Origin of the sequence: Desulfovibrio gilichinskyi (genome assembly GCF_900177375.1) — a bacterium.
GTDB classification, from domain to species: Bacteria; Desulfobacterota; Desulfovibrionia; order Desulfovibrionales; family Desulfovibrionaceae; genus Maridesulfovibrio; species Maridesulfovibrio gilichinskyi.
In genome coordinates this window covers 531,215-543,987 of record NZ_FWZU01000001.1, presented here as the reverse complement: position 1 = coordinate 543,987, position 12,773 = coordinate 531,215, and the positions used below count along the sequence as shown (strand labels likewise).

Below are 12,773 nucleotides of genomic sequence, written 5' to 3'. Positions count from 1 at the left end.
AGATGCATGGAAACATACGGAAACGGGCTATCGCACTTGGGATTATATTCGGATTACTGATTTGCGCCTTTACGCCCTTTAATAATGCCTATTTAAATGCAACACCGCTGGCAGGGGGACATTTTCCACTGGCTCCGTTCTTTATACTGGCATGGCTTACAGCAATCTCGGCATTGCACCATAAAATATTCCGTTCAGCTCCGCTTTTGACTGGACTGGATCTGATGACCATGTGGATACTGACAGTTATTGTTTCCGGCATAGCGTTTACAGGTCTGGCAAGAACTTTTTTCATCAACCTTACCGCACCTATCCATTTTGCAACCATCGGCAACAGGTGGAAAGAGCTGCTTCAGCCTGTACTCCCGCCATCATTGCACCCGACAGACCCAAAAGTTGTCGAGAGCCTCTACAACGGAATTAAAGGCGGCTCATTCATGGATACAACAGACCTCATCAGGGCCATCCCCTGGTCTGCATGGATTACTCCGCTTTTATGGTGGGCTGCTTTTATACTGCTCTGCTATTTCATGATGCTCTGCCTGACAAATATTTTCAGCAGGCAATGGGTGGAAAACGAGCGCATTAACTTTCCACTTCTTCAACTACCTAAATTTATGGAAGAAGCTCTTGATCAAGGATTATACGGTTCATTTTTAACCAATAAATTTTTCCTAATCGGGTTATTTTTCTGCATTGCGTTGCACACAATGAACGGACTTCATTTTTATATTCCGTCAGTTCCTGAAATGCCTACATTAATACTTGCAGGTAAATATTTCGCCAAAACTGGCTTGTTTTCAGGCTTTACCAAAATGAAAATTTATTTCTATCCGGCGTTTGTAGGGTTTGCGTTCCTTGCGTCACGCCAGATTTCCTTCAGCTTCTGGTTCTTCTTTCTGATTGGAGGTCTTTTTTACGGAATCCTGAATATCGCGGGATTAAATATTCCTGCCTCATCACTTGGCGTAACTTTCGGACCTACTTTGACCCGTCCGGAAGAAACTCAAATGATCGGCGCATATCTGATTTTCTTTTTGTTTATCGTATGGCTCGCCAGACAGCATCTCAGGCAAGTTCTGCGTGAAGCCTTCGGAGGCAAGCAAACTAAAGGAGATTCCGAATGGATGTCCCTGCGGTTTTCATTCTGGGGACTGATGATTTCAGGCTCGCTGCTGGTAGCATGGTGCGTTAATTTCGGTGTACCGATGCTTATGGCTCTGCTGGTCCTTACGGCCTTCTTTGTCTTCACCGTAGTCGCTTCAAAAGCCATCTGTCAGGGTGGTATTGCGTATTTCACATTGACTGCCGCCCCTATTGACGGCGTTACCGCAATATTTGGAACCAAGTTTTTCGGAGCTGTAGGAATTGCAGTTACGGCCATGTGCCAAAAGATTCTTTTTGTCGACCTTAGAGAATCTTTAATGCCGTCCCTTGTTCATGGATCAAAAATTAATGAATGGATTAAAAATAAACGACTTTTTCTTTCAGGAATAATAATAATCCTGCTAGCCGGGGTTGCTGTGTCTTTCGCAGCTATGCTCTTTATCTGCTATAAATACGGCATTCGTGAACTTCAGCTTGATTGGGCAACAAGTACATCGATGACAGTTTACGATAACGTAGTACGGGTCATTCAAGAACCTGCTGCTGCTTCCGAGTGGGTAACAACTTTCGCGACAATCGGGGCAATTGTCATGCTGATACTGGTTCTTGCCTACAACAGGCTCCCATGGTGGCCTCTCCATCCAATCGGATATCTTACAGCATACAGTTCGGCTATGAAAATTCTCTGGTTCAGCTTTTTTCTGGGGTGGATGTTTAATCAGCTCACCTTACGCTACGGCGGAGTCGGATTATTTAAAAAAGTCCGGTACTTATTTTTCGGTTTGATAATGGGCGATTTTTTAATGGGCGGAGCATGGGCATTATATGGACTATGGGCGGGACAAAGCTATCAGGTACTTCCGGGTTAAAGCTATTGACTAATTTTATGCCAATAAAAGTAGCGGAAATTTAAAAATGAATAACGATAAAGAATTACAAGAATACCGGGACCTACTCAAAGCACCTGACCATTTTGAAGAGGGTTTTGACTGGAAAACGATTGTCGGCGCGGTTTTCATCGGCTTTCTGATGATGCCGGGCAGTATGTATTTGCAACTTGTCATCGGTCAGGGAATCGGCCCAGCCGCCAGATGGGTTACAATTATTCTTTTTGCCGAAATAGCCAAACGCTCATACACTGAACTCAAACAGCAGGAAATATTTCTGCTCTACTATATGGCGGGTGCGGCATTAGCCTCACCTTTCTCCGGATTACTGTGGCAACAGTACCTTGTGCAATCCGATGCGGCCAGAATGCTGGGACTGACAGAGTTTATCCCGACATGGATTGCTCCGCAACCCGGTTCTGAATCATTATTGCAAAGAACTTTTTTCCATCGCGACTGGCTTATCCCCATATTGTTATTGATCGGTTCGCAAATAGTTCAACGAATTGACCATTTCGGACTTGGTTACGCCTTGTATCGCATTACATCCGATGTTGAAAAACTGCCTTTCCCTATGGCCCCTGTAGGAGCTTTAGGAACAATGGCTCTTGCAGAATCAACAGAAGAAAAGGCTGCCAGTTGGAAATGGCGCGTATTCTCGATAGGAGGAGTCATAGGGCTGGCTTTCGGTTCAATCTATGTACTCTTGCCTGCAGTATCCGGACTGATTTTTACAGAGCCGATACGATTGATTCCGATTCCATGGATTGAACTAACACCCTACACGGAAAAAATTCTTCCAGCGGTTGCGACCGGTATTCAGTTTGATCTGGGACTGTTTTTCATAGGAATGGTTTTACCATTCTGGGCTGTAATCGGTGGATTAATCGGAATTATCATCACCTTTGCTGCCAACCCTGTTCTTTTCGAGCATGGAATTCTCCATAGATGGCATCCGGGCATGGAAACGGTTGAAACGGTTTTTGCCAATAACTTCGATTTTTATATGAGCTTTTCCATAGGTCTTGGACTGGCCATAGGAATAATAGGAATATGCTCGGTAGTGTCATCCTTCAGAGGTGAACATGCCAAAAGCCGTTCATCATGGAGCAATCTCTTTACACCTCCAGAAGGTAGAGGTGACATCAATTTCTGGTTTTCAATTGCAATTTATTTATTTTCAACACTTGCTTATGTCGGCATGTGCTTGTTTCTTGTTCCTAATTTTCCGTGGATATTTTTCTTGCTGTACGGGTTCATTTATACACCGATAATTTCGTATATTTCAGCTAGAATGGAAGGTATAGCAGGACAGTTTGTCAGTCTGCCGCTGGTTCGAGAGGCAAGCTTCATTGCCGGTGCAAAGTTTTTCGGATATCAAGGAATTGAAATATGGTATGCTCCTATACCTATCCATAACTATGGAGAGGCAACTGTTCATTTCCGCGAAATTGAACTGACAGGAACATCAATCCGCGGAATCATTAAAGCAGAGCTTGTTGTATTCCCTGTGGTTATGATTGCCAGCCTATTGTTTTCACAATTTATATGGCAGTTAGCTCCTATTCCTTCATCCAACTATCCTTACGCCCAGGAATTATGGCATCTGCAAGCTTTAAACACTCTGCTGATGCAAACGTCAACACTTGACGGAAACTCGCTATTCTTCCAAGCTTTAAGCGGAACAGTTATCTTCTCCGGGATTGGACTTGGTTTAGTTCTTTACGGTATTTTAAATATTCTAGGACTTCCGATCATGCTTATTTACGGAGTTGTTCGAGGACTTGGACAAAGCACTCCGCACGCATTCATTCTGGAAGTAATCGGTGCTCTTATCGGGCGGTACTTCTTTCAAAAGAAGTATGGAACCATGTGGAGACAATATGCGCCGGTGTTGCTGGCAGGTTTTTCATGCGGCATGGGATTAACAGGTATGTTTGCAATGGGATGTACCTTAATTCTAAAATCACTGGGTAAAATGGCCTATTGACGAAAAGTTAAAGCTATGATGTTTTGTCTTCCCCGAGTCACAAGACTTGAATACATAGAAAATAATAAATATTTAGTAAATTAAATGATATAGATTGATTCCATACGCCTTTCTATTCTCAAAAGGAAAATTTAATGGTTAAGAAAAATATTGCATGGGACGGTATAAGCTTTGAAATATCGTCTAAATTTGAAGTTAGCGGTATAGATAAAAAATTTATACAGCTCGATAACGGCGAACATCCCTGCATTGAAATCAGATGGTATGATTCAGGAAAATCATATAAAGAACAGAATTATTTTAGACAATTAGCAAAAAAAATAGAAACATCTTCCGGAATTAAAATTGAATCCTCAGTTTTACCTTCGTCTTGGAAAAAACCATTAGAGAGATTCAATTCAACCGCTTTCTATTGGCAGTCAGACCTTTCCACAGGACGCGGGGTGATGTTCTATTGTCAGAAATCAGCTAAAGTTATGTTGATTCAATTCATCGGCAAAGCTGGAGACGAATTAGAAGATGCGGCTATTTCAATATTCAACAGTATTAAGTTTTATAATACCGAAGAATTCACGCCTTGGCGCATATATGACATGGAAGCAACTCTTCCGGCATCTTACAAGCTTGATTCGTTTGAATTCAAACCTGGACGATTCAAAATATGCTTATGTGATGACACTGAATCCATTTCTCTATACAGAATCAGCCCGGCAGATACTATTTTAAAAGATCGCTCTCTTGGTAATTTTTCAAAAGAATTTTTTAAAAATGAAATTGCAAAACTGAACCTTCGCATTGCAGAACTTGAATTCGGCGAAGGAGCCACATGCATGTTCGGACAAGAGAAAAAACCTTCTACTGCCAAAATAACCATGTCCAAATTAAGTTCTAAACACCGCCCGTTCGGGCGAATCGAAGCAAGGTACACAAAAGAAGCTAATCGTATTCAAGCGGTACTTATAAACTCTCGCACAAGCATCCCTGAAAGTAGAATGCAAAACATTTTCGAGAATTACTCAATTGTTCGGTAGAAAAAAGAAAAGAATTATTCCAGAGATGACCAGAGGTGAAGCTTTGGCCTGCAAACCTGTCAAAAATCTCGATATTGAAGAGACTAGAACAGACCACAATAAGGTTATTCTTGCATATCCCTTACGGCTGAAACCTATTTTTTCCGGTATCGCGAAAAAGTACGGCTTATGGAAAGAAGGCCGTTCCCCAATGAAAAGGCTTGAGCTGGATGACATGGGTACAATGGTATGGGATATGATCGACGGTAAAAACAGCGTAAAAAAAATATCAGCGGCTTTTGCTGAAAAATATACTGTCCTCCCGCGCGAAGCAGAAGTTGCGACAGCTTCGTTCTTGAAAGACTTAGGAAAGCGTGGGCTTATCGCATTCGATATAAAATGAAATATTCAGTGCAAAATTCAGGACGAACTAACTAGCTGATTTATAAGATTACTATAAATTAACTAAAGCTCAGATTAATTACAGGTTAGTTTAATATATTCCTCAAAACTGACACCGTTCCAAACTTTACTGACCCAATAAGCAGTGGCCCAAATCATAAGAGCAGTGCACTGCACATCTGACAATCTTCTCAACTTAGCTTCAAGATTAGCCTTACTGACTCCATGCGTCACATGCACACTATCAATCTCACATGCTTCCTCAATCCGCAAAAAAAGATAAGCACCTTTGCATTGATTGGGCAAAATTTTTACACCACTATATGCTTCTAAAACAGTTTTAAGCTCCGCAACATTAAGTTCCGTAGCTGTCTCCCGCATAGATTTAAAAAACATATCAACAGCCCATGGGAGAATAAATTCAGCACCGGCACTTTTGGTTTTGAAGTAATTCTTAAGCCATTGTTCATGGTCATGTGTAATTCTCGCAGCGACTTGCGGCATTTAGTCCTCCTGATACTCACATTATACTTATTATTTTAGTATCTTTATTCACCGTGAATATCAAGACTTTTTCTAGATTTTTCAAACATATTCCTACCGAACAAAACTATCTCTTATCTGCTTAAAAAGACTGAATAAAAGTGCATCAGGAACGTTTTTATCATTGATATTCATAGTTACAATACGAACAACGGTATTATTGTTTGGAGTTACATTCTCTTCAGTTACCAAAACAATAGACTTTTCATCACCCGATACATCTTCATGAGCAGTAATAACTAAAACCCAGCTTGAATCTTTCTTTTCCCACTTCAAGTCTACACTGCGATGGGAATTTACACTGTTCTCGAGAAGCTTGACAAAATCTTCTAAAGAAAAATGCTTCCGCCCTTTTCCGGCAACACCTAAATATTCACCTTCTGAATTTCTAATAACCAGCGGACGCTCAAGATAGGCAGTAGAAGGAAATGAAGATTCATCAGGACCTGAAGAAACACCACCCTTTCGCAACAGCCTAAAGAGTTCGACTCTGTCACGTTTAAGCTGACCAATTTCCATAGCAAGATCAAGAACGCGTTCATTAACCTGCGCTTCAAGCTTATGCTTCTCACTCCGTAGACTGGCAACTTCGTCTCGCAGGTCTCGGATCTCTGACTGAAACAATACCTGACTGGAAAGAAGGTCTGAAACTTTTTCTATAACGGAAGCAAGCCCCTGAATAACAGTTTGCATATCACTACCGGCATTAAGTCCTGCATCACTGATCACTTGTTGTTCATTTTTGATATGGTTTATTAACATACCAAATTTGATAGATAATTCATTTTCAATTTGTTCAGTTGACCAATTCATTCCATACATTTCGCGTATCCTCCTAAAAATTTCTAAAACATTTACAGAATACTTTTGCCGACGAGAACCATTGCCTGTTGAGGGTATAAACTTAGAATACTTATCTTTATAATATACAATAGTAGAAGGAGGGATTCCAAGTCTCCTGCTGACTTCCCTAAGACTTAAATTTTGACTAGACATGACACCTGCACACTTGTTGTTTATTTCTAATTTGAACATACGATAAACTACTATATAATAGACGTCAACACGTTTTGATCAATTAATGTACAACTGAACAACAATTGTTTATTCAAATGACAACTGAAAATTTTCCTGAATTGGTGGACAATTGGTAATTGATGATTACTTAATAATCAGAAGGGAATTAAAACCTTAAAGGAGGGTGAGAAAAAATAGAATTTAATATTAAAAATATACGCGAATTGAGTCGCGACAAAAAATTAGGTGCGTGAACATGGGGAGTATTCCCACAGCCACACAATGTGGCAAAACGCACTTTTCTCTTGCCTTATCATATCTGTCGAGCTTATCAAAATGTTGTAATTCATATACGACACCCACTCTACTTATTGTATTTATTAGTCACATAACGCACTTTGAATTGATTATTTAAATACTAAAAAATTATTAATGAAATGTTAGAAAAGATTCAAACTGAAAATATTCAAAAAGGGATGTATATTGTTTGCTCTGCAAACAACTACCCGCCCCTTCCATCCAAAATTGCCAACACCTATGTAACTACTAAAGATGTAATTCTAACACTTCTACGTTGTGACATTAAAGAAGTGCTTATTGACTCTTACAAAAGCTCTATCCGTGAATCTATTCAACAAACTCCCTATTCCGACGAAATACTCTTCGCACGCGAAACGTATGCACAGATTATAAAACTAGTTCAAAATATATTCAAAACAGTTGAAGAAAGAAGAGATATTGATATAGACGAGTACAAAAAAAAGGTTACTCCTTTGCTTGACTCAATTGAACGTAACAGCAACGCCGCAGCAAGTTTAACAATTCTACTTCAAAGTGACCAATATATATTTGCACACAGCCTGAACACAGCAATCTTAAGTGCTGTCCTTGGTAGATTTCTAGGACACTCGACGGAATCACTGAAAGACCTGATTGTTTCCGCCTTACTGATGAATATCGGTGAAATATGGATTCCAGATAACATTTTAAAAAAACATGGGAAGCTTATACAGAAAGAGTTTTCAATTATTAAACAACATCCGGCACTCGCCTGCGAATACTTAAATACACAAGATAATATTCCTCAGAATATAATAGAGACAATCTACTCTCATCATGAGCGTGAAGATTGCTCAGGATATCCTGAAGGATCAGCCGGAAATAAAATACCAAAATTTGCACGGATTATTTCTATCTGCGATTCATATGATGCGATGACTTCAAGCCGTCCGTACAGAGAAGCTATGACTCCAAACATGGCAATAAAACACCTATACTCCATGAAAGACTCATCTTTCCATACGCCCTACCTAGAAAGTTTTATCAAATGTATTGGGATTTATCCTACGGGGTGCTTTGTCAAATTATCTGACGGACGTTACGGAGTTGTTATGAAAAACACTCCATCAGCCCCTCTTTTACCAGAAATTAAAATAGTATTCGACAGTAGACTTAGAGCAATTCTCCCTGAATATATTAATCTGCTACAGGAGGACGCCGGGAATACAGACTCAAGCTTGGAAATAATTGAATGCATTCATCCTAAAACATTCAAATTGGAATTGGATCGTTTTTTGTGGTAATAAAATTTAATCTTCTTCAAATTCAATCTCAACGCATACAACGTAGTCTTTAAGGCATAAAAGCAACCGCTCAATATTTTCTACGTCTTCATCTGCTCCAGCTTTTTCAATACTTCTGCCAATCTCAGCAAGATGTTTGAATCCGTAATTAAGCGCAGTACCTTTAATGTTATGACCAATCCTATTAATGGCTAAAAAATCTGACTTCTTAAAAGCTGCAACAAGCGTAGCAATCTCCAAATCAGTATTTCTCATAAACCGGCCTACAAGCCTTTCCAGTTCACTATTAATAGTCTCCTTAATTTTATTCGCCATGAAACGCTCCCATTTAAATTAAAGTAATTTCAATTTTATAAATTACATAATTTATTTTTTCAATGAAAGCTGCAGCATGAATCAAAAAAAAGGGCATTGCCGTTAGGCAATGCCCTGATTATTAAACAAGTCAGTTCTTAATCTTCAAGCTGCTGCAATCCATCAAGCTTCCACATTGCAGAGTTTGTGTTTTCTTTAGTAAAAGTCCAAACTTCACGCACCTGAGCAGGTTGTGACTGATTCGCATCTTCCCTGAGAAGCACGTCATAATATACTGTTGCCGAAGTACTTGAACCTTCGTCTTTCACTTCAAGCAGCCTGGCATTAATCAACATAATATCAGTTTTTGAAGGGGCAGGATCTTCAGCCGCCTGCCGTTTTATTTCATCAACAACGCCTTTAGTGGCAAAGTATTCAATATCAGCAAGATCACGGGCATCCCAAGATTTTTGAAGTCTGGTGTACATAGCTTTTGCACCTTCAAGAAAATCTTCAGTATCAAAACCGGCAGGCACTCCAATTTCCGGGCTGACTTGGTCATGGCTTACAGGCTCTACACGCGGCGCAGAAGCAGGTTTTGAGGAGAGATGATCCCATGCACTTTTCGAGTTCTGCTCTCTACGCGCAAACGGATCAACGTTGTATGGTTGATTTGGAGGAGTCTGTTGCTGATTGGAGCTGGTCTGGCCGAAGACAGAGCTTGAACCTCCACTACGCGACTTCAAAAATTTGAATCCAAAATAAATCAACGCGCCGATAATTAAAATATTAAAAATACCGCCGCCTCCGCCCATTCCGCCACCTAACATAGATCCGAGAAAGGTTCCTGCAAGCAATCCGCCCATAAGGCCCATTCCAGGACGAGCAAAGCCGCCCTGCTGGCTCGGAGCACCGGCAGCGGAACTTTGCTTTGAATTTGAAAACGAAGAGGTAGTCGGTTTACTAAAGGAACGAGAAAAAGATGGTTTACTGCCGAAAGAGCTACCACCACCGAATCTCTTTGCATTTGCATCACCGGTCATAGCAACAAGTAGACAAATTGTTATTAGCGGCAGAACCATGTATCCGAGTAGTTTCATCTAAGACCCCATAGTATTTAAATTAAAAAAATCTGCGACAAACGCCGCAGATTAGATATTAATACACAATTCACATCTGTCCAGCACAGTTAAGGCCTATTCACTTAATCACTTTGAGTCAAGAATATCAGCCATAATATTTTTAATCTTGTCAGTTGAAATAGGTTTCACAAGGTAGTAAGTAGCCCCTCCCTTATAATAAGCCTCCAGCACTGTCTTCGGATCAGATAAAGCGGTTGTCATTATGACCTTAGCCTCATCTTTGGGAAGGATTGAATGCTTCTTTTCTATCTCACGCATTTTTTTCAGAGCTTCCTGCCCGTCCATTTCCGGCATCATAATATCCATGCAAATCAAATCATATTTTTCGCCGTTAAGCATGGACTCTTCAAACATTATCACGCCCTTAATTCCATCAACGGCAATATCGCAATGTCCATAGGCTTCCATCATATGTGTGATGAATTTCCTACTTGCAAGTTCATCTTCTACTACCAATATTTTTAACATTGGAACTCCATTACTCAAGTTACGATATAAACAAAAATTTTTGCAACATCATATAATCAAATTTTATAGCAACACGCAATATTTACTATCTCAAATTAGGATTTAATAATCTTGCAGATAGTCAAAATGAAAGGTACTTACACAGCAAAACTTAACAGGAACTCAGCATGATCAAAACTATTTTATCCATACCTTCTTCTGTAACCGAGCTGTTCGGCACAGGCCCTCAATGGGACCATTGGCCGTTCGGCCCCGGCTACGGCAATTTAAATGCATCACTTTTAAAACTGGCTTTTGTCGGATTAATTTTAGGGTCTATATGTCTCTTCTTAAGAGTTTTATTCGGCCCCAAAGGAATATTCAGAGATAAAGAACTTGATAGAGAAGCCGCGGAGATGCGTGAAAAAGCACTAAAGGACCTTGAAGCGGAACTGGCATCAGGTGAAATTTCAGAACTGGATTACAAATTTAAGAAGAAAAGATTACTCTAGCTCCTCAGATTATGAAAACTTTCAAAAAAATATTCACTGATTTCAGTACTACTTATATTGAAAATGCTGATAAAAATGAACTGCAGGCCTACACCTTAAAATATGAACATTCTTTGCGGGTACTCGAAAATTGCCAAGGAATTTGTCAATCTTTAAATTTGGACAAAAATTTAACTTTAACCGCTAATATTGCAGCTCTTTTTCATGATACAGGAAGATTTCCACAATATCTGAAATACAAAACTTTTAATGATGCGAATTCCTGCAATCATGCGCTATTGGGTGTGAAACATATCCTGCGCAAACAATTACTAGCCAATTTGCCTAAATCTCAACTTCGTATCATACTGGGATCTATTGCTCTGCATAACCGAAATGAACTTCCCGCACGCTTACCGGAACAACTTAGAATAACAACAGAAATAATTCGTGACTCTGACAAAATAGATATTATGGGAATCCTTCTTGCCCATATGAAAAATGTAAAACCTTCAAGCTCTGTTCCTCTTATGGATTTAAAAGAAATTCCGGGGCAGCTGACTGAATCTGTTTTATCCTCTCTTGAAAAAGGTAAGCAAGTCTCATACGGCGAAATGAGATGTTTAAACGATTTCAGACTATTACTTTTGAGCTGGGCATATGGACTTAATTTTGAATGGTCAAAAAAACAAATGGTAGAACGGGGAATTGTTGAAACACTTTTTTCTCAGCTTCCTAAAACTACAAGGGTGGAAAAACTCTTTTTTCCAATAATGTGCCGGTTAAAAAATTAGTAAGCAGTATTTTTTTAATAAATGAAAACCGATTATTGCCTTTTGGTGTTTGATACTTATTTTTACGTAATAGATTTGTTAAGAAAAAGTTAACCAATTAAAATGGGTAAATGACATGAGCGAAGCGATTCAAGATATCGTCATATTAGGAACCGGACCGGCGGGCCTGCAGGCAGCAATTCATTCTGCGCGAAAAGGACTTAATGTTCTTGTTTTAGGTAAAAACGACAAAAGCAGCCTCTGGTGGGCACATATTGAAAACTTCTGCTGTACACTTGAAATTTCCGGTGAACAGATTCTGAAAACAGGAAAACAGCAGGCCGAAAGCTTCGGAGCTGTCTTTGTAAATGAAGATGTTCTCAACATAACTCCACCGGATTTGATGACTCCTGACGGAAATGTGTACACCATCACCACCGAAACAAAAGTTTTTAAAACCAGATCTATAATTATCTGTACCGGAACTACCCGTAATAAACTCGGTGTCCCTGGTGAAAAAGACCTTTTCGGGAAAGGTGTCAGTTACTGCGTAGAATGCGACGGAAACTTTTTCAGAGGTGAAGAAGTTGTTGTTGTAGGCGGCGAAAGCGCAGCAGCAGGCGGAGCACTCCATCTGGCTCATCTTGCTTCTAAAACACACCTGGTCGCAAAAGAATTCTCATTTGCGCCTGAACTTATGCAGCGACTCAAAGACGCGGGCATTATTATTCACGAAGGTGTTGAAGTTAAGGAAATCACAGGCAAAAGCGGCGTAGACGGACTGGTCCTCGACGACGGCAGTAAACTTGATGTTACCGGCGTATTTATCGAGCTTGGCGCCAAAGGTGTTATGTCTTTAGGAGCTGAACTTGGAATCACACTTGATGAATCCATGAAATTCATTGAAACTGACAAACAGCAGCGCACCAATGTTCCGGGTATTTTTGCAGCCGGTGATATATGCGGACCTCCACTCCAGATGGCAAAAGCTGTCGGTGAAGGATGTGTTGCAGGTCTTGCCGCAGCAAAATTTGTTAAAAAAATCTAACAGTATTAACAGTATTTTTTGAACAGGTAGAATTAAAAT

At 40.0% G+C, this 12,773-nt stretch carries 13 protein-coding genes; 8 read left to right on the top strand and 5 right to left on the bottom strand.

From position 1 onward, the window contains the following. The first annotated feature begins 2 nt into the window (after positions 1 to 2). From B9N78_RS02565 to B9N78_RS02550, 4 genes are all read left to right on the top strand, one after another. Complete coding sequence (locus tag B9N78_RS02565; RefSeq protein WP_085097858.1) at positions 3 to 1,976, top strand: DUF6785 family protein; 1,974 nt, start codon at positions 3 to 5, stop codon at positions 1,974 to 1,976. Positions 1,977 to 2,022: 46 nt separating this feature from the next. After that, positions 2,023 to 3,984, top strand: coding sequence for a peptide transporter (locus tag B9N78_RS02560; protein ID WP_085097856.1), 1,962 nt, complete (start codon positions 2,023 to 2,025; stop codon positions 3,982 to 3,984). A 134-nt stretch (positions 3,985 to 4,118) separates the two neighbouring features. Beyond that, a complete protein-coding gene (locus B9N78_RS02555) occupies positions 4,119 to 5,015 on the top strand; it encodes a hypothetical protein (RefSeq protein WP_085097853.1) in 897 nt (298 codons plus the stop codon). Then, positions 5,005 to 5,397 carry a PqqD family protein gene (locus B9N78_RS02550; RefSeq protein WP_245805444.1) on the top strand — a complete coding sequence of 131 codons (393 nt, stop codon included), beginning with the start codon at positions 5,005 to 5,007 and terminating at the stop codon, positions 5,395 to 5,397. The genes B9N78_RS02555 and B9N78_RS02550 overlap by 11 nt, the downstream gene beginning before the upstream one ends. A 74-nt stretch (positions 5,398 to 5,471) precedes the next feature. Here the strand turns inward: B9N78_RS02550 and B9N78_RS02545 are convergent, their stop codons facing one another. Both B9N78_RS02545 and B9N78_RS02540 read right to left on the bottom strand, forming a co-directional pair. Continuing rightward, positions 5,472 to 5,900 carry a hypothetical protein gene (locus B9N78_RS02545; protein ID WP_085097848.1) on the bottom strand — a complete coding sequence of 143 codons (429 nt, stop codon included), beginning with the start codon at positions 5,898 to 5,900 and terminating at the stop codon, positions 5,472 to 5,474. A 93-nt stretch (positions 5,901 to 5,993) separates the two neighbouring features. Continuing rightward, positions 5,994 to 6,974, bottom strand: coding sequence for a MerR family transcriptional regulator (locus B9N78_RS02540; protein WP_245805443.1), 981 nt, complete (start codon positions 6,972 to 6,974; stop codon positions 5,994 to 5,996). Between the two features lie 419 nt (positions 6,975 to 7,393). Between B9N78_RS02540 and B9N78_RS02535 the strand changes: the two genes are divergently transcribed. Next, positions 7,394 to 8,539, top strand: a complete 1,146-nt coding sequence (locus B9N78_RS02535; protein WP_085097842.1) for a cyclic di-GMP phosphodiesterase — start codon at positions 7,394 to 7,396, stop codon at positions 8,537 to 8,539. 6 nt (positions 8,540 to 8,545) lie between these two features. Here the strand turns inward: B9N78_RS02535 and B9N78_RS02530 are convergent, their stop codons facing one another. The 3 genes from B9N78_RS02530 to B9N78_RS02520 form a co-directional block, all read right to left on the bottom strand. Beyond that, the gene (locus B9N78_RS02530; protein ID WP_085097839.1) at positions 8,546 to 8,854 is read right to left on the bottom strand and encodes an Hpt domain-containing protein; all 309 of its coding nucleotides are present in this window, start codon (positions 8,852 to 8,854) and stop codon (positions 8,546 to 8,548) included. Between the two features lie 137 nt (positions 8,855 to 8,991). Beyond that, positions 8,992 to 9,933 carry a Tim44 domain-containing protein gene (locus B9N78_RS02525; protein ID WP_085097837.1) on the bottom strand — a complete coding sequence of 314 codons (942 nt, stop codon included), beginning with the start codon at positions 9,931 to 9,933 and terminating at the stop codon, positions 8,992 to 8,994. Between the two features lie 108 nt (positions 9,934 to 10,041). Then, complete coding sequence (locus B9N78_RS02520) at positions 10,042 to 10,443, bottom strand: response regulator (protein WP_085097835.1); 402 nt, start codon at positions 10,441 to 10,443, stop codon at positions 10,042 to 10,044. Positions 10,444 to 10,610: 167 nt separating this feature from the next. On the opposite strand from B9N78_RS02520, the gene B9N78_RS02515 reads away from it, so the two are divergent. The 3 genes from B9N78_RS02515 (at position 10,611) to B9N78_RS02505 (ending at position 12,734) form a co-directional block, all read left to right on the top strand. Continuing rightward, positions 10,611 to 10,934, top strand: a complete 324-nt coding sequence (locus tag B9N78_RS02515; protein ID WP_085097832.1) for a hypothetical protein — start codon at positions 10,611 to 10,613, stop codon at positions 10,932 to 10,934. An 11-nt stretch (positions 10,935 to 10,945) separates the two neighbouring features. After that, a complete protein-coding gene (locus tag B9N78_RS02510; protein WP_085097830.1) occupies positions 10,946 to 11,707 on the top strand; it encodes an HD domain-containing protein in 762 nt (253 codons plus the stop codon). 115 nt (positions 11,708 to 11,822) lie between these two features. Further along, positions 11,823 to 12,734 carry an NAD(P)/FAD-dependent oxidoreductase gene (locus tag B9N78_RS02505; protein ID WP_085097827.1) on the top strand — a complete coding sequence of 304 codons (912 nt, stop codon included), beginning with the start codon at positions 11,823 to 11,825 and terminating at the stop codon, positions 12,732 to 12,734. The last annotated feature ends 39 nt before the right edge of the window (positions 12,735 to 12,773 follow it).

Bases quoted from the DNA above. Each gene is read 5' to 3' on its own strand.
- B9N78_RS02535 (WP_085097842.1), top strand. From the start codon at position 7,394: ATGTTAGAAAAGATTCAAACTGAAAATATTCAAAAAGGGATGTATATT.
- B9N78_RS02520 (WP_085097835.1), bottom strand. From the start codon at position 10,443: ATGTTAAAAATATTGGTAGTAGAAGATGAACTTGCAAGTAGGAAATTC.
- B9N78_RS02515 (WP_085097832.1), top strand. From the start codon at position 10,611: ATGATCAAAACTATTTTATCCATACCTTCTTCTGTAACCGAGCTGTTC.
- B9N78_RS02530 (WP_085097839.1), bottom strand. From the start codon at position 8,854: ATGGCGAATAAAATTAAGGAGACTATTAATAGTGAACTGGAAAGGCTT.
- B9N78_RS02560 (WP_085097856.1), top strand. From the start codon at position 2,023: ATGAATAACGATAAAGAATTACAAGAATACCGGGACCTACTCAAAGCA.
- B9N78_RS02525 (WP_085097837.1), bottom strand. From the start codon at position 9,933: ATGAAACTACTCGGATACATGGTTCTGCCGCTAATAACAATTTGTCTA.
- B9N78_RS02545 (WP_085097848.1), bottom strand. From the start codon at position 5,900: ATGCCGCAAGTCGCTGCGAGAATTACACATGACCATGAACAATGGCTT.
- B9N78_RS02555 (WP_085097853.1), top strand. From the start codon at position 4,119: ATGGTTAAGAAAAATATTGCATGGGACGGTATAAGCTTTGAAATATCG.
- B9N78_RS02510 (WP_085097830.1), top strand. From the start codon at position 10,946: ATGAAAACTTTCAAAAAAATATTCACTGATTTCAGTACTACTTATATT.
- B9N78_RS02565 (WP_085097858.1), top strand. From the start codon at position 3: ATGCATGGAAACATACGGAAACGGGCTATCGCACTTGGGATTATATTC.
- B9N78_RS02505 (WP_085097827.1), top strand. From the start codon at position 11,823: ATGAGCGAAGCGATTCAAGATATCGTCATATTAGGAACCGGACCGGCG.
- B9N78_RS02540 (WP_245805443.1), bottom strand. From the start codon at position 6,974: ATGTTCAAATTAGAAATAAACAACAAGTGTGCAGGTGTCATGTCTAGT.